Source organism: Anaerobacterium chartisolvens, from assembly GCF_003337415.1.
Lineage (GTDB): Bacteria > Bacillota > Clostridia > Acetivibrionales > DSM-27016 > Anaerobacterium > Anaerobacterium chartisolvens.
Window position 1 is genome coordinate 521 of sequence record NZ_QPJT01000044.1, and the last position, 19,007, is coordinate 19,527.

Consider the following 19,007-nt stretch of genomic DNA (forward strand, 5'->3'; position numbering starts at 1 on the left):
GCAATTCCATAGCCGCTAGATAGTTTAATTATCTCTGCCCTTGCCTCATCATCTGTTAAACGTATTCTTGGTGTATCCTCAAGAAACTTATCCTCATTTCCTACTTCATTGTATTCTTTAAACCTTTTTATGGCTGTCTTTTTATTTTCAGACAGCATACCCAGTATTAGTCCACTATCTAAAAGCATCGCGGGGTAGGACGGTTTTCCATAATAACCTTGAATGCTGCTCCATTTCCATTCATCCATCCTTGCTGCTATCCCTGCCTTTACCGGGTTTTGGTGGATATACCTGACTGCTGCCATCAGATATTCATCTTTTTCAATATTTTCACTCTTATACCTATCCTGAAACAAATGTCCTATGGTTTTGTACTTCCAGTTATAAAACCAGACGTAACTCACTCCTATGCGCTTCATAGTGATTGAAATATCTTCTTTGCCTTCTCCCAGCAATAAGTGTACATGGTTTCCCATCAGGCACCAGCCATATACTTTCACTCCGCTTTTTTTCTTATACCTGTCCAGTGTCTCAAGGAATCTCCGGCAGTCTTCGTCATCATGGAAAATTTCTTGCCTGTTTGCACCCCTGAGCATGATATGATATATTCCACTTTCGCTTTTTTGTCTTGCTGTTCTTGGCATATAGCTCTTCCTTATCTTTTTTCTATAATATATCATAGAAAATTAAAAGAAGCAAGAGAACCGTCCCCTTGCTTCTCTAGTATATCATAGTAAATCTACAGGAGAACCGTCCCCTTGCTTCTATTATATGCAACATGTGGTGTCAATAACCGTCCTCTTGTCACTCTTGTAAAGAAAGACGGTCATCGCGTATAGATAACCGCCTTACATAATTTTTAATTTACCACTTACTTTAATATTGGATTATACATTTTTGCAGGCTCATTATTATACTCAATATACCATGTATTAAAGTTATTATAATTTGGCTCACCATCTACATCTTGTGACGAAAAAATTTTACATTCAAAACTATCATTATTGTCCCCATATGTATAAATAATTTTGATTCTACCAAAACTATACTTATATTTTTTAGCATGGTATTTTTGTAAATCTTCAAATACCTTTTCCGATAATATATAGTTTTTCGTCATAAGAAATACGTTGTTTACTTCTTCTAAATCTATTTTTTTACTTAAAGTATAGTTAATACGAATATCGAGAGGTGTAATACTATTTATATTTACATCCTTAATGAATGTATAATTATTGATAGCAGCTTTCTTAAAACCATTCCACCCTTCCACTTGTGGATTACTGTTCATATTAATAATTATTAATGTAATTATTGAAATTAAAAACACACCTACAAATACCCAAATAGCTGTTTTTCTATTTTTCATTAACATCCTCCTTAATATAAATTGCACAATATATACTATTTTTTATGTTCGAAATACATTATCCCTGCCGGAAAGAATTTTTCATTCCAATCCATATTATTGTATAGAGAATTAAAACTCAACGTTGCTCTTCCACCCCAAGACGACACTTCGAGTGTTACCTCTCCTGATTTTTTATTTTCAGTTATGCCAGTAATAGTTACCCAATGTTGTTCATATGTTGTTGTTTTAGTCTTATTTGTTGATGGATCTGTCCACTGCATATCAACTGGATTAAACATATTTAATAGAGCAACAGGTTTATCTTTCCCCAACCCTTCCCGAATGTAGCTTACCGCATTATTAAAGGTTGGTTTTTCACTACTCCAATTTGATTTTAAGCTTATTTCCTTACTTTGTGCAAACTTTTCGACTCCTCTAGTAAAGTCAGACAAACTGGTAATTCCTAATGATGGAATTCCTACCTGACTGCCTTTTTTATCGCTCATATTACTTGAAATAGGCACTGTTAGAGGAGTAACATATTTATATACTTGTTCCATAAACTTTGCAAAATCTGCTTTAGTAATATTCTTAGTATCATACCCATACAGTTTTGCAATTTCAGGATCAGTCATTGCCATATAAGCTAATATATTAGCTGCAGATGTAGGACCACAGCCTCCAAAATTCTGGGTATACCTTTTAAACCAATCTTGGTCACCACCATAATATGTTATGCTACCATCAACAATTTTTAAGAAGTCTTTATTAGTGAGTCTTGTTGTAAATATATCACTATTCCCCTTCCCCTTAGAAGCTGCAATTGCCTGCTCCAGTGAGGAAACATTAGGTTTGGGCTGGGGGTCCGGTGCAGGTGAACTGTCTTTACCCGTCCCCTGATTGCCTGATTTACCTGAACCTCCACCGCCTAAATATGAAGCTAGTGCGCTTGTTCCATATTTTGCTTCTATATAATGCGCATCTTTAGACGTCTTTGCATAATTTGAACGGGCTTTTTCAGCATCATCATGGGCTTTAGTCATTCCGGCTTTGTCATTCTTGGCTTTAGCCTGCTCGTATGCCTTTGTTGCTTTATCAATTGCGTTTTTGGTAGCTGTTGATTTAATCATCTTGTCCAATTCTTCTTTATGCCCCGTCGGATCTACATACATTATCGGCTCGTTGTGGCAATATGTATACAGGTTCAGGCTCAACGGGTCGCTGGGGTTGCCTGTGTAGGTGTCTTCGCTTATGAACCTTCCTATGTACGGGTCATAGTACCTGGCCCTCAGGTAGTACAGCCCTGTCTCTTCGTCATAGAACTCTCCCGCATACCTTATGGCGCATCTGTACTCTTCTATGCTGAGTGTGGGGCTTCCGAATATGTCATAGTCATACCTGTTTTCTACCTGCCCTGCTTCACTGACCGTCTGCACCACATCCCCATGACCGTTGTACAGGAAGTTGCTGAGCCTGTACATTGCATCCACCATGGCTATGTAGTTTATTCCCCTTATATATCTGGCCTTCACGTTTTCCGACGCGTCCGTTTCCAGTATTACGTGCTGCCTGTCGTAGAGGTAGTTTGTAACCTCTGGGGTATACCCTGCGGACGCCCTCTTTACCGTCTTCCTTACCCTCAGATCATTTCCGTTATACACGAACTCCGTAACAGACCTTGTGCCTCCCTTTACGGTATCCACGCTCTTTAGCCTGTTGAAGCCATCATAACTGTTGGTCGTCATTTCAGTACCAATATCATATTGTGCTGTTCCATTATCCAATGCCCCGGCAGTATAGCTCTCCTGTGTGTCGGCATTCTCAGGAGCCACATATTCCGATGTTTCGGTTATCTGATTTCCGTTGTCATCATACCAGAAGCTTGTTGTCTTTTGAAGCACCTCGTTTCCCGAGGCATCCTTCATGCCTTCTGAAAGCTTTAACAGCATGTTTGCGTCGGAGTACACATATTGGCTTTCCCTTATACTGTATTTTATAAGCACAGGGACGGTTCTTCTGCTTCCCTCAGGTCTTGAATATCAGATTAGGTGAAATACCTAAGATCCGTGCCGCCTGCCTTTGCGACAAACCTTCCACTTCCTTTATTTTCGTTATTATTTCATCTCTTTGAGCTTTTGGCAAGTTCTTAATTCCCGCAATTCCATAGCCGCTAGATAGTTTAATTATCTCTGCCCTTGCCTCATCATCTGTTAAACGTATTCTTGGTGTATCCTCAAGAAACTTATCCTCATTTCCTACTTCATTGTATTCTTTAAACCTTTTTATGGCTGTCTTTTTATTTTCAGACAGCATACCCAGTATTAGTCCACTATCTAAAAGCATCGCGGGGTAAGACGGTTTTCCATAATAACCTTGAATGCTGCTCCATTTCCATTCATCCATCCTTGCTGCTATCCCTGCCTTTACCGGGTTTTGGTGGATATACCTGACTGCTGCCATCAGGTATTCATCTTTTTCAATATTTTCACTCTTATACCTATCCTGAAACAAATGTCCTATGGTTTTGTACTTCCAGTTATAAAACCAGACGTAACTCACTCCTATGCGCTTCATAGTGATTGAAATATCTTCTTTGCCTTCTCCCAGCAATAAGTGTACATGGTTTCCCATCAGGCACCAGCCGTATACTTTCACTCCGCTTTTTTTCTTATACCTGTCCAGTGTCTCAAGGAATCTCCGGCAGTCTTCGTCATCATGGAAAATTTCTTGCCTGTTTGCACCCCTGAGCATGATATGATATATTCCACTTTCGCTTTTTTGTCTTGCTATTCTTGGCATATAGCTCTTCCTTATCTTTTTTCTATAGTATATCATAGAAAATCAAAAGAAGCAAGAGAACCGTCCCCTTGCTTCTGCCGTGTGTATGTCGATATCGCACAGGGAATTTCAGGAAAAGAAAAAGCGGCTATCCGTAGACAACCGCCTATGCCTATATTTTAGCTATCTTGATGTTAACCTTATTACCAAAAGCTTTAAACCCCATAATATTGTTCCAACTACAGATGAAATAAATAAGTATATGAGGATTTTAATCATTCCATATAACCCCACCCAAGTATAACCTTCCATTTCAAATGTGAAGTAATAATTTGCTTTATCTAGTATATAGAACACTATAGAAGCAACAGCACATACAGTTATTCCTGTTAATAAGATGTTCTTCAACAAATGTATAAATTTACTTTCGTTGAATAATATACTACAAAGAGATATAGCAATAATCATTAAAAGAAAGTAATAACTGTCAAACACCTTTGCATTGTTAATATCTAAAACCTTGTGTAAAAAACCCGCAAACAAACCGCAAACAAAAACATATACAATAAACAAATAATTAATATTAAGTTTCATAAGCATACCATCACTTCCCTAGTTTTATTATTCCTTCTTTTTCAAGAATGGGATACGCAATATTTCCTGGACATTCCGATGGACTGGTTGATAATGCAAAATCTTTATGTCCACCAACTTTATCAATTCCATATTGCGAATCCAGAACTTTAATCAGTTGTTTAAGACTTTCAATCTGTTCTTTAGAAGGTTCTGTATGACCCTCCCCTTTTAACCAGTTTATTGCATCCTTTACATTTCCAGATATTCCGCTACCATCGTTAAAGTTACCCGTTAATACTACGCCAATTTTTCCAGTATTATTCTTTTCAACATGCCAACCCTTTAAATTAATAGGCATACCTTCATAAATTGTACCACCTCCACCAATTATATAATGATATCCTATATCTGGATATTTTCTATCGTCTTGGAAGTATTTCTGTAAGTGTTTTATTTCTTCATCTGTAGCTCGCTCAGTATGATGAATAACTACAGAGTCAAAATATTGATTTGGGTTTTTAATCCTTTCAACGCCAACCTTTTCATTAACTGGATTAGCTCCCCATTGGTCTCTTGTCTTATAATTACTTAAACTATCAAACCCTAATTTAGGATTACCCGTCCCCTGAGACGTTCCACTTTTACCCGTCCCCTGAGACGTTCCACTTTTACCCGTCCCCTGAGTACTGGCTATATTGTTCAATTGTTTGTCCATACCTGTTTTAATCTGCTGCTTGAGGGCATCATTACCTTTATTAGGTGCAGGTGAACTATCTTTACCCGTTCCCTGAGTGCTTGACTTACCTGAACTTCCACTGCCTAAATATGAAGCTAGCGCGCTTGTTCCATATTTTGCTTCTATATAATGCGCATCTTTAGACGTCTTTGCATATTCTGAACGGGCTTTTTGAGCATCATCATGGGCTTTAGCCATTCCGGCTTTGTCATTCTTGGCTTTAGCCTGCTCGTATGCCTTTGTTGCTTTATCAATTGCTGTTTTGGTAGCTGATGATTTAATCATCTTGTCCAATTCTTCTTTATGCCCCGTCGGGTCTACATACATTATCGGCTCGTTGTGACAGTATGTGTACAGGTTCAGGCTCAACGGGTCGCTGGCCTGACCCATATACGTGTCCTCCTGCATGAACCTTGCCGTTACGGGGTCGTACATCCTGCTTCGGAGGTAATACAGCCCTGTTTCATCGTCGTACTGGTAGCCTGCGTAGGTTATGCTATTGCTTGCGCTTCCGCTCTGTTCGAGTATATTCCCGAATGCGTCGTAGTAGTATGACACTTTAGCCCGCCCTGCCGTATCCACAAGCGATGTCACGTCCCCGTGCCCATTATACAGGTAGAATAGGGTTTCTCCTTCAACCTCTCTCATCAACAGGTTTGTTCCGTATACATTTCTGCCCGTCTGATTGCCTTCTCCATCCACCTCAAGTATTATATTGTCATACTCATACAGGTACCTTGTTGTCTTACCTCCTATTTCCTTTCCTACTCTCAGTCCTTCTCCATTATATAAGTACTTGCTCGTCTGACCACCTGCCGAAATCTCTACAAGCTGGTTCCAGTCATCATACATATAAAATGCAATATCAGTGTCTGTTTTATCTTCTTCCCCTGCATAGACTTCTATTTTCTCTTCTCCTGTCTCATCGTAAGGCTTTGTTGTTTCAACGCCTTTGTATGTCATATTTCCATTGTTGTCATATGAATACCTGACCGTTTCTTCAATTCCACCGCCGTACCCAGTGACAGTACTGTCCAGCCTATTCTGCGGATTATAATTGTACTGCGTGGATACCGTACCATCATTTTCCGTTACCTTTTCTGTTTGCCTGTTGCCTGCTGCATCATATGTATAGACGGTTGTTCTGGAGCTGCCCGGCTCTGTGACACTTTTAAGCCTGTTTAAGCTGTCATACTCATAGACTGTAGTACCCTTCGCACTGCCGTTTATGTATTCGTCCTTTGAAATCTGATTGCGGGCTGCGTCATACTCGTAAGCATACGAGTCTATAAGCTTTTCACTTCCATTCTGCATCACATAGTTTTTCAATGCAGCCAGCATTCCATCCTTATAGTATGTATACTCCTCCCTTGCCCCGCTTGAGTATTCCACTCCCTTTTTGCTCCCGTTGCCGTAATATGAGTATATTGTCTCCTTTCCTTCCGAAGCAACCTTCCACAGCCTTCCCTCACTGTCGTATATTTTGGTTATTGTGTTTCCTTTTGGGTCTATGGAGGTTTCGGCCCAGCAGCCCGGGTCCATATCTGCAATTATATCATACCGGAACTCAATTGTACCTATATTGGGCACAGCCTTTGTTCTGACCCTGCCCTGCTCGTCATAAGTACGTGTGGTCTTTCCCGCAGAGTCGGTAATTTCCAACTGGTTTCCATTCCTATCGTATGTGTACGTAATAGCTTCCCCATTTACCGACTGTGACAGCATTCTCCCATGGCAGTCATACTCATAAGCTGTCATTTTTCCGTTCCTGTCTTCTTTAGTGTACAGGCTTCCATCCGCATAATATGTATATTTTTCAACCTTTGCGCTGTCATAGGTATAGCTTCCCGGTTCTCCCGTTCTTCCTCCCGCGTCTATCCTTTTTACAGCCTTGTTTCTCACGTTGTACTCAAATGCAATAGTATTGCCCTTTGCATCGGTTTGGGTAAGCATATTGCCATTTAAATCATACGAATATGAAGTCTCTTGTCCCGTTGCATCAGTTACCTTTTCAAGCCTGTTGAACTCATCATAAGCATATGTGGTTTTATTGCCTCTTCCGTCGGTTCTGGTGCCGATATTTCCCGCATTGTCGTAGGACTGGAGGCTGATATGCCCTTCTGGGTCTATGGTATTGATCAGCCTGTTGTCCTTATCATACTCAAACGCTGTAATGTTGTACAGGGCATCATATGATATTTTCTGTGAGCTGTTATGGTTATATTCCAATTTCTGAATGACTCCATACGGGCCGCTTTTCTCAATCAGCCTGTTTATAGGATCATATTCACTTGTATACCTGTTTCCTCTCCAGTCCGTAGTTACCGTAGCATTACCATTGGCATCATATTCGTAGGAGGTAACCTTTTGTGTCTTCCGGTTACGTTCACCTGTTACAGTTATTTTCGTGGATATAAGCCTGTCCGCCTGATCATAGGTATTTTCTCTTTTTACGCCGTTTCCGTCAGTCTCAAACCGCTTGTTTCCGTTTTTGTCATAACGGATTGACGTGGTTATTGTCTGGCTTGAATCCTTCTTTTTCTGCGTATGGGAAAGCACTCTTCCCTGATTGTCATATGTGTACAGATCTACAGTATCCAGAGAATTCTGCTGTTTTTTTAGATTGCCTACAAGATCGTACTGGTAGATCACTATATCGGAAGGTATGGAAGCATCACCGGGATATATCACTTTCCGCAGCTTTCCCATAGCATTGTATTCAAATGTTGTCACATTTGAATTCCCGTCCTTACGGGTCAGAAGGTTGCCCATAAGGTCATATGTGTACACCTGAACCAGCTGTCCGGAGCTGCCGGTATCATTTATATTTTTCTTTGTCCTTACCTCCGTAACATTTCCGGCATCGTCATATTCGTACCCGGTTGAAGAGTAATATGTACCGCTTCCGGAGCCCTTTGCCGATATTTCGTATACTTTTCTTCCCATGCCGTCATATTCATATTTTGTTGAATATGCAAGTCCTCTGTCCTTTGATACCGGATCCAGCACCGTCTGGACCTTACCCTGGCAGTTATAGGTGTATACCGTACCATAGCCGGTGTTTATCTTCTGGTCTGCGGTTGTGCCGGTCCCCGCTTCATATCCCAGTGAGTCAAGCTCCTTTACTATATTTCCCATGCTATCATATTTATACGCCTTGGAGGTTATTGTAACCCACGAGGTTATCCATTTGGAATTATCCCCGGGATCAACCGTTTTTTCCCGGAACACCTCATTTTGTGTCTTTATCCTGCCCATAAGGTCATACGTATATTCGGTCCTATCCATACTTTGTACGGACTGTCCGGGAAAATAATTTTTAGGTGATACTTCATATATTTTCCTTCCCGCATTATCATAACCGTATAGCGTGTATAGCCTAGCGTCCGCCCCGTTTACGGCTGCCGTTTCCTCCACCTTTTCAAGGAAGCCCCTCGCATTGTAATGGTAAAACGTCTTGTTACCTTTCGTGTCGGTAGCTTCTATGGGCTTTCCTTCCCAGTTGTACAGGGTAGATGCGCTTATAACCGCCGCATTCATATACTCGTCATACCCAGACTGGCTGGTGCTTGTCCGTCTGTCCATATTATCATATTCATATATAGTAGTTACAAACTCAGGGGTTTTAACAGACTTCAGGTTCCCATTTTTGTCATAGGCAAGCTCCGTAGTAGGTAGTATTTCGAATGTACTTGAGAAATCACAATCATAGATATCACCTAATTTAACATAAACCTTCTTTTTACAGGGCAGCCCAAACTGGTTGTTTTCATATAATGTAGTTCTTTTATTTGTTGAATCGGTATACACTTCCTCTCTGCTGACATTGCCATCGTCATCATACTGGTACTGTGTTTTTCTCCCGTCATTAAATGTTATGGAATATACTTTATCATTTCCGTAATACTCGTATGTTTTAGTGACAAAATCGGACGGCGCGTTCCACAGGCTGACTTTTTGTTTTCCTGTCTTTTCCGACTTAATTCTTCCCGTTTTGTCATATACAACCGCCGAGTAAGTGTATAACGCATCGCTTCCGGATTTTTCGATTAAAGCCCATTTTTCATCATACCTGAAGTTATTGGCGGAATCATATGTGCCATATTTATAATATGTCTTATTCAGGCTTTCATCGGTGGTACTTTTAACCCTGCCATCAAGGTAGTATTCTATGGAGCTGCTTGTCCCGTCTGCATTTTGCTGATTAATCAGCCTGCCCGCATAATCGTATATATATTTTGTAACCGCCGCCTCTTTATCGTTCAGGTAAACAGTTCGGGTCTTGCGCGTATTTTTCAATATTGCACCGTTCTGCAGTGTTGTTCCGTTTACAATATCATACGAATATTCCTCAAGAAGGGTAGATGAAGCTGACGCATTTTCCCTGAAGTATACCTTTTTAATTCGGTTTAAAGCATCATATGCATATTCGTACACAGCTCCGTTGGGCTTTTTTTCTTTTAAAACATTCCCATACATGTCGTATGTCAGGTACTCTGTCACATTGTTTTCTGGGTCGGTTACCCTTTTTAAGGTATAATCGGCGTTATATACATACCTGTAGCCATGGTTCCCTGTATAGGTATGGCTTGTAAGGCTGTCTTTGGCCGGATCATAGAGATTTGGAGACACCTCCTGCGTCTTTCTCCCCATGATGTTATATGTGGTTCTGGTAACACTGCTTGTCGTAATAGGCTTAGCACTTCCATCACCATCATTAGCAACGGTTTTTTCAAGCCGTCCATTGTTGTCATAGAAATACTCTGTCTTAAATTTCATAGGGGATATAGTACTGGTCTCCCAACCGATACTATTGTAATTGTGGACGGTTGTCTTGCCTTGGGCATCCTTTTCAGTTTTTAAGCAGCCATTTGAATAATAGGTATAAGCAGTTATTTTTCCCTCAGGACTTTTATTTTCCTTTAGAAGCCCCTTTGCCTTATAACCATTTGACTGGCACTCCTGAGATGTATAATATGTATACCCGGTAATTGCAAACTTTGATTCATCGCAGCCCTGATAATACAAATCAGTACCGTTCAACGGCTCAATCTTCTTCAGAAGATAAACCATTCCGGCGTCATAAATGTAAAACGTATATTTGTTCTGTTCATTTTTTTCGCTTATTACATTATTCTTTGCATCATAGGTATATTCTATAGTACTGCCGTCAGGATTGGTAATTTTCGTTATGTTGCCTCTGCCGTCTCTATCGTATGCCGTTTTATTTCCGTTGCGGTCGGTTACCGCCCGCTCCTCTCCAAATCTGTTCCCACCATTTATATCCAAATTGTATTCCGTTATTTCCTCTTTTCCTTCGGCATCCCTTGAGCTTGACGTGTACATGTAAGAATCATAATGCTGCACCGTTTGCCTTCCGTTTGAGTCAGTTATTGAGGCTTCCTTGTTTGCGTTGTCATAGGCATACTTGAATATATTTCCGTAAGCATCCGTAATCCGGCTTACCTTGTGCTGGTTATCTCCTGCCGAGTGGTTGTATACAAGATCCTCTATCCGGTTTGAATTATGATCTTTTACACCATTCATGTATCCTGACGAGTCATAGCTGTATCTTGTAATGTTTCCCGCAGGATCTATAGCTCTTACCAGTTGGTTATTTTCATACTGGTATTCCACAGTCCTGCCTCCCGATACATCTTTCACAAACCGTATAAAGCTTGTGCCGGAGTAGTCAACCGTAATAGATCGTTCTGCAATATCTGTTATTTTTGATATCTTACCATTGGAGTCTACACTGATTGAAACAGTATTCCCAAACTTGTCCTGCATCAATGTAAGCCAGCCGTTTATGAAGGTATAGCTGTACTGATCCTTTGTGGTAAGCACATAGCTTCCTCCGGCTTTGAGTTCAAGCCTGCTTCTGGAATCCTTGGCGGTAAATATGTCGTTGCTGCCGGCATCTTTACTCTTTTTAAAGGTCTGTACACTTCCATCCGGCAAAGTAACTACCTTTAATGTGCTGTCATTTGGGTCATCCTTTATATTGCCTTCAAATGAGAAGGTCCATCCTTTCCCCAGAGGGCCGGACTTGTCATTTCTTGAGTTGTAGGTTCTGCCGATATTAAGCTTAAAGCCTGGAACATCCATCGACATATCGGTATAGCTTCTGGAGAAGTTTCCCGAGGCAGGGTTTGTCCCGTCCTCCCCAAAATGTGTCTGCATTATATACCTGTCATATTCGGCTGAATATTCCTCTACCGTACTAAGATAACTTCCGTTATATCCTCCTATCGCATAAATCCTGCCATTTACCATAACCGTACCAAGCCGCATCCTTCCGACCGACATTCCTGTTCCAGTGGTCCACCTGTCAGTGGCAGGGTCATATATGTCAACATTGTTAATATATTTGCCGGAATTCCCTCCTATAATGTAAATCTTTCCGTTTACCGCAACCGCTCCCATATAGTTTCTCTTTGTCGGCATGCTTGCCTTTTTTGTCCAGGTATTTGTGGAAGGGTTATATTCCTCTACCGTGTCCGAAAGGTTTTTATCAAATATATAGTCATATCCTCCCATGACATATATTTTACCGTTCACTGCCGCAACGGCAAGTCCGTACCTTGCTTCAGACATATCCGCAATCGGTGTCCACCTGTTCGTTAAAGGGTTGTATACTTCGGCCGATTTTTGTCCGGCTCCTCCTATGGCATATATTTTGCCGTCAAGCTCGACTACTCCCGGAGCGAACCTCTGGCTACCCATACTGGCTTTTGACACCCACCTTCCGGTTGCCGGGTTATATGCTTCAACAGTATCCTTTGAAATGCTATTTATATCTAGATTCCCATTAATATCCCAATTCCATCCCCCGATAGCGTAGAATTCTCCATAAGCGGACGCACCTCCAACTCCAAATCTTGGGGTCGGCATGGACGGTTTTACAGACCATGTGTTTTTTTCGGTGTCATATTCTTCAAATGTATTTATAGCTTTATATTCAAGCGCAGAGCTTCCCTCATAGGTTCCTCCGGCTACATATATCCTGCCGTCAATCGCCGCTACGCCTGCGAACCCTCTTGCAGTGGGCATGGGCGCTTTGGTTACCCACACATCCGATGCAGGTGTGTATTCCTCCGTAGAGCTTAAGCTGCCTGCATTATACCCTCCCATAATGTATATCCTGCCATTTACAGAGGTTGTGCTGATATTGCACTTGCCTATCTGCATGGGAGTTTTTGCAATCCACGTATCCAGTGCGGGATTATACTCCTCTGCATTGTTCAGGCAACCACTCCCACAAATTCCTCCTACCGCATATATCTTACTGTTTACCACCGACACGCCGAAGCTTCCCCTGGCAGTCGGCATAGCTCTCTTACCGGCCCACACATTTGTGGAGGGGTCATATTCCTGAACTGTATTTAAGTACTGGTTAAGATAATAGCCGCCCACGGCATATACCTTTCCGTTAACCGCCGCCACACCGAGCTGTGATCTGGGCGCAGACATGGAAGCTAAAGTCCTCCATGAATTTGTGAGTGGGTTATACTCTTCAACTGTATTAAGGTAATTACCGTTATATCCTCCTATTACATATATCTTCCCATTTACGACGCATGCTCCCGCACTCTGTCTGGCCGTATTCATACCGGCTTTAGCTATCCATTTGTCGCTTGCAGGGTCATACTCTTCAACTGTATTAAGGTAATTACCGTTATATCCTCCTATAGCGTATATCTTTCCATATGCTGCAACTACGCTCAGACACTCACGTACGGTAGGCATGGCAGCCTTTGTTTTCCAATTATTCAGTACAGGGTCATATTCCTCAACAGTGTTTAAATAGGTGCTCTTATTCCCTCCTATGGCATATATAAAGCCTCCTGTTTCCGCTGAACCAAAGTTGTGTCTGGCAGTTGGCATAGATGCCTTGCCTGCCCAGCTGTCCGTCGCCAACAACTCATAACCTTGCTCTGGTTGGGAGCTTGAATCACATGGATCGTTATCCGAAAATGCGATTTGAACTATTTCATCCTTGTTTATTCCGCTGACAGCATTTCCGCAGTTTAATTTACCTCCACCTCCAAGCTTGTCCGTTAACGACGATAACCTGTCCGACGAATTTATTATCCTGTTCTTCAGGTCGGCAATACTTATTCCCTTAAGCATATCCGAAAGAAGGGCTGCCTCTCCAGATACAAAGGCCGCAGCCATGGACGAACCGCTGCTCTTGCCATATGCATTTCCAGGAAGAGTACTTATTATTTCATTCCCCGGAGCCGCAATATCCACAGAGGCTTTTCCGTAGTTTGAAAAGCCCGAGAGTACACCATTTTTATCAATGGAAGCTGCCGTAATAATGTTTTTGCAGTCGAATGCCGCAGGGTAAACAGGGTTATTGTCTATATCGGTATGACTGTTACCCGCAGCACATACAAACAGCATATCCGAATGCTCTATTGCATCCTTAAGCGCCTGATTGTATTCCGTGCTTCCCCAACTGCAGTTTACGACCTTAGCCCCCATTTTTCCCGCATATTGAATTGCTGCTATTATGTCACTGGTATAAGCTCTTCCACCTTTAAACACCTTCAGGGGAAGAACCTTAGCTGCCGGAGCCACTCCCGCTATCCCCTTGCCGTTATCCTTAGATGCCGCTATTATACCGGCAACGTGGCTGCCGTGCCATTCATCGCACTCTGTCTCTTTGCTGTGTACAGTGTTATTATTGTCACAGAAATTCCACCCTGACACGTCGTCGATATAACCGTTGCCGTCATCATCTATTCCATTTCCGGGTATTTCTGCCACATTTACTGATATATTGCCGGAAATATCCTCGTGTGTGATATCAATTCCCGTATCCAAAACAGCAACCATTACTCCGCTGCCATCAGCTTTTTCCCATGCGGCAGGTACATTCGCGTCAATCCTGATCGAAGGCAATCCCATGGATTTTGCATCCTCAAGTATAAATTGGCGTATCTTCTCATCATCCGGCAGGGTATTTACATCAGGAATGGCACTGTATTTGCTGTACATACCCCACTGGTTCGTATACTGCGGATCCTCCGATGAAATTGTCATTTCAAAATCGGGCTGTATGTATTCAATTCCATAAGTACTTTTATTCTCTATTTCAGCCAGCAATTCCGAGCTCTTCATCCTGGTTTTTGTCGTTACTACATCGTAATTCTTGAGCTCCGGCATGTTTGCTGCCATGATGCCATTTTTTGTATTTCTTGCCTCAGTTGCCCTGTTCTTCTCATTCTTATACTTTATTATAAATCTGTCGGTTTTTCTTTCACTGTAAGAAATACCGCCGTTTTTGCCAACTCCAGCTTTGAGCATGGTTCCATCTGCCGCCTGAATATATCTCGGTACAAAAAACAAGCACGCAATTAAAGTTATCAGAATCGCCTTGTTTAAAAAACTTTTTATTTTCAAAAATAGCCCCCCTTAAGTTAATCCATAAGTTGTTGATTTTTATATAAATTATTCAATCGAAATGACGGTTATTGCTGTAGTATACCTCCTCACACATTAGTTCATTGCGTATGTTATCTTGGTTTCTCCCATACTTTTCTTACACTTGAACCTTATCGCATTTACAATACCCGACCACTGCTTGCCGGAGGGTATTGATTTATTTACTGTAAAGGTGATTGTACCCGGCAAGTATTGCTGTATTGTGATGTCTGTTCCGGTAATTGCACCCGCCGCGGTTTCTTTGGCCCAGGTCATGGAGCATAGGTCAGTGATATCCAGATCATCGGCGATGTATTTAACGGTAAAGGTGCGGTCGGAAAGGCTTCGCATGTTCGCTGCCTTTAGAACCAGATTGAAGGTCTTGTCGGCGGCACAGGTAATTGAGACAGCAGGATCTCCGGGAGTACCGAAGGCCCATTTGGGATGTGTTACAACCCCTGCTTCCCCGTTTCCAAGCTGCCCCTGCATGTTATATCCCCATGTCCATACTGTACTATCTTCTTTTACCGCTGCTGTATGATAATCACCTGCTGCTATACCCGTTATCCCACTTAGCCTACTTACCTGCACAGGAATTCTTCTGCTTGTAGTAGTCCCATCACCCAATTGTCCATAGATGTTAAGTCCCCATGTCCATACTGTTCCGTCATTCTTTAGCGCAATTGTATGATGAGAGCCCGCTGCAACTGCCGTAACATCACTTAAGCCATTTACCTGCATAGGGGTTGTCCTATATGTAGTAGTCCCATCTCCCAATTGTCCATAGTTGTTATTTCCCCATGTCCATACTGTTCCATCTTCTTTTAACGCCACTGTGTGATAAACTCCTGCCGCAACGGCTGTTATTTTACTTAGTCCACTTGTCTGTACAGGAGTTGTCCTATTTCTGGTTGTCCCGTCCCCAAGCTGGCCATATCTGTTATCTCCCCATGTCCACACAGTACCATCTTCTTTTAATGCTATATTATGGAGTTCATCTGTGGCTATAGCAATAATGCCGTTTAACCCCTTTACTTGTACAGGAGTCAGCCTATCAATGTTAGTCCCATCACCCAATTGACCAGAAAGATTATGTCCCCATGTCCATACTGTTCCATCAGACTTTAACCCTATGGTGTGATAAGTGCCTGCAGCTATAGCAATTATCCCATTTAAGCCACTTACCTGTTCAGAGGTTGTCCTATTCGCAGTAGTTCCATCGCCCAACTGTCCATATCTGTTATCTCCCCATGTCCACACTGTGCCGCCTTCCTTTAATGCTATGTTATGATATCCTCCTGCTGCTATGGCAGTAACGTTACTTAAGCCACTTACCCGTACAGGGGTCAACCTTTGCTCAGTTGTTCCATCCCCAAGCTGCCCACTAGAGTTATATCCACATGTCCATACCGTGCCATCTTCCTTTAATGCTATTGTGTGGGAATTACCCCCGGCTATTGATGTGACACCGCTTAGCCCAAGCATCTGAATAGGAGTTCTAACTCTTATATTACTCCCTTCCCCTAGTTGTCCATAATAGTTATATCCCCATGTCCATACTGTGCCGTCTTCCTTTATTGCTATTGTGTGGGAATCGCCTCCGTCAATATCCTTTGTCCCTTTTAAACCGATTATCTGCAAAGGGATTGTACTCTTCTCGGATGTCCCATTCCCTAATTGTCCATAAGCGTTATCTCCCCATGTCCATACTGTTCCATCATACTTTACTGCTATTGTATGACGATTCCCCTCAGCCATAGCGGTTATTCCATTCAATCCGTTTACCTGCGCAGGGGTAGCCCTGTTTGTGGTTGTTGCGTCTCCCAGTTGTCCATAGCTGTTATATCCCCATGTCCATACCGTACCGTCATTCTTTAGCGCAATTGTATGCTCAGAGCCTGCTGCCACATCCGTTATCCCACTTAGCCCACTTAGCCCACTTACCTGCACAGGAATTCTGCTGCTTGTAGTAGTTCCATCACCCAATTGTCCATAGCTGTTGCGTCCCCATGTCCACACCGTACCGTCATTCTTTAACACAATCGTATGCCCAGAGCCTGCTGCCACACCCGTTATCCCACTTAGCCCACTTACCTGTACAGGGGTTGTCCTATTTATAGTGGTTCCATCACCCAATTGCCCATTTTCGTTATTTCCCCATGTCCATACTGTTCCATCATCCTTTAGTGCTACTGTGTGGTAATAGCACGCTGCAACTGCCGTAATATCACTTAAGCCATTTACCTGCACCGGGGTTGTCCTATCCATAGTAGTCCCATCTCCCAATTGGCCATAGTAATTATATCCCCATGTCCATATTGTTCCATCATCCTTTAACGCTATACTGCGGTATTGCCCTGCCGCTATGGCAGTGACACCGCTTAAGCCAGTTACCTGCACCGGAACACTCCTGTCCACTTTAGTTCCATCACCTAACTGACCGTAATAATTGTAACCGCATGCCCATACTGTTCCATCATCTTTTAATGCCAAAGTATGGCGGCCTCCTCCTGCTACCTTTACAAACTGGCCTTCAACGTTCGGAGCAGAGAACAGCTTAAAACCATCCGTACTTTCATCAGCCTCTGCATCCTCCTGCACATCCGTATATGCCTCTACCTGTATAACCTCGTCACTTATGGTGTTCTTCACAGCATTGGCACAGCTTATCTTATTGCCTCCCTGCACCTTACCCGCCAGTGACGATAAATGATCCGAGGTCTTAATAATCCTGTCCTTTACTCCCGCTGCATCCATACCCTCGCCCAACGCAAAAAGAAGCGCAGCCTCTCCCGACACAAAAGCCGCCGCCATGGATGTGCCGCTCTCACTGCCGTAGGAGTCTGACGGAAGGGCAGAGTATATATCCTCACCCGGCGCGGCTACGTCCACGCTGTTTGCTCCATAGCTTGAGAAGGAGGACAGAGCGCCGTTCCGGCCGACAGAGGCTGCGGTAATAATGTTGGGGCAGTCAAAGGCCGCCGGGTATACCGGGATTTGGTCTATGTCCGCTCCGATGTTGCCTGCCGCGCACACAAACAGCATCCCCGAATCCCGTATGGCGTCCTCAAGCGCCCGGTTGTATTCGCTGCTTCCCCAACTGCAATTTACAATTTTCGCCCCCATCTTTTCCGCATACTCTATCGCGTTTAAAATATCGCTTGTATAGGCCGTACCGTCCTTGAACACCTTAAGGCTCATCACCTTCGCCAAAGGAGCCACCCCGGCTGTACCCTTCCCGTTGTCCTTGATAGCCGATATGATCCCTGCGATGTGCGTCCCGTGCTTTTCACTGTCCGAGCTGCTGCCGTCATAGACCATGCCACTGTTGCCGCTGAAGTTCCAGCCGTTTACATCGTCTATGTAGCCGTTGCCGTCATCGTCCTCACCGTTTCCGGGGATTTCTCCCGTATTCACCCATGTGTTATCCGCCAGTTCCTCATGGTTAACGTCAATTCCCGTGTCGATTACCGCAACGGTAACACCTTCACCCTCCGACCGTTCCCACGCGCCTGTCACATTGGCACTGCATGAATACTGTGCCGGGATTTCAGCCTGATCAATCCTGTGCATTAAGGCCGGTTCATGGGCAAGCTCAAGCAGTATGTGCGGCGGTATGTCTCCCTGAACATCTCTGGCCATCAGTCTCTCCCTCATTTCCTCCTGCGGAGTGTCCAGCAGCAGCTCCCTTAATTCGGGACTTCTGTCTACGGCATCCTTCAAATGCGGTGGAAGCATTTCCAGTATTTCTTCCATGGGTATGCGGTATGAAGTGCTTTCGTTGCTCCCTTTCTCCTCTGCCCCGTTCCCCAGCCCCCACTGGCTGCTGTAATATGTGTCCCCGGACATAAGGCTTATCTCATAGTCGGGCTGTATGTACTCTATTTCATCGTCAAGCTTTTTCTGCCTGATGTCATCGGCAAAATCCTCAAGCCTTTCCTTTTTATCCAGAGCTATGATACCCATGTTTTTGCCTAAATTCTTCTCAACTGAACTTTTTTCTGAGATTGTAAGCCTGTTTATTTTTCCGAAGGCTTTTTTTAACTTTTCCATGCCTTTTTTATCTTTATATTTCACAATAAACCTGTCTGTTTTAAAATCTGCATCCCCGTCTCGGTCCTTATCCCCTTCAGG

Annotated in this window: 7 protein-coding genes; all 7 read right to left on the bottom strand. The window is 43.0% G+C overall.

Annotation, left to right across the window (positions count from 1 at the left end; all coding sequences use genetic code 11):
- Positions 1–680: REP-associated tyrosine transposase (locus DFR58_RS20735; RefSeq protein ID WP_147273228.1), on the bottom strand; the 680-nt coding region annotated here is incomplete at its 3' end.
- Between the two features lie 191 nt (positions 681–871).
- A complete protein-coding gene (locus DFR58_RS20740) occupies positions 872–1,369 on the bottom strand; it encodes a hypothetical protein (protein WP_114300240.1) in 498 nt (165 codons plus the stop codon).
- Positions 1,370–1,404: 35 nt separating this feature from the next.
- Positions 1,405–3,354: an RHS repeat-associated core domain-containing protein gene (locus DFR58_RS20745; protein WP_114300242.1), complete on the bottom strand. Its 1,950-nt coding sequence runs from the start codon at positions 3,352–3,354 to the stop codon at positions 1,405–1,407.
- A gap of 22 nt (positions 3,355–3,376) precedes the next feature.
- Positions 3,377–4,186 (bottom strand): REP-associated tyrosine transposase, encoded by an 810-nt coding sequence (locus DFR58_RS20750; protein ID WP_242987763.1) that lies wholly within the window; start codon positions 4,184–4,186, stop codon positions 3,377–3,379.
- A 126-nt stretch (positions 4,187–4,312) separates the two neighbouring features.
- A complete protein-coding gene (locus DFR58_RS20755; protein WP_147273226.1) occupies positions 4,313–4,723 on the bottom strand; it encodes a hypothetical protein in 411 nt (136 codons plus the stop codon).
- 10 nt (positions 4,724–4,733) lie between these two features.
- On the bottom strand, positions 4,734–14,852 hold the full coding sequence (locus tag DFR58_RS20760) for a Kelch repeat-containing protein (RefSeq protein WP_114300246.1): 10,119 nt from the start codon (positions 14,850–14,852) through the stop codon (positions 4,734–4,736).
- 96 nt (positions 14,853–14,948) lie between these two features.
- A complete protein-coding gene (locus DFR58_RS20765) occupies positions 14,949–18,926 on the bottom strand; it encodes an RCC1 domain-containing protein (RefSeq protein ID WP_147273227.1) in 3,978 nt (1,325 codons plus the stop codon).
- Positions 18,927–19,007: the final 81 nt, after the last annotated feature.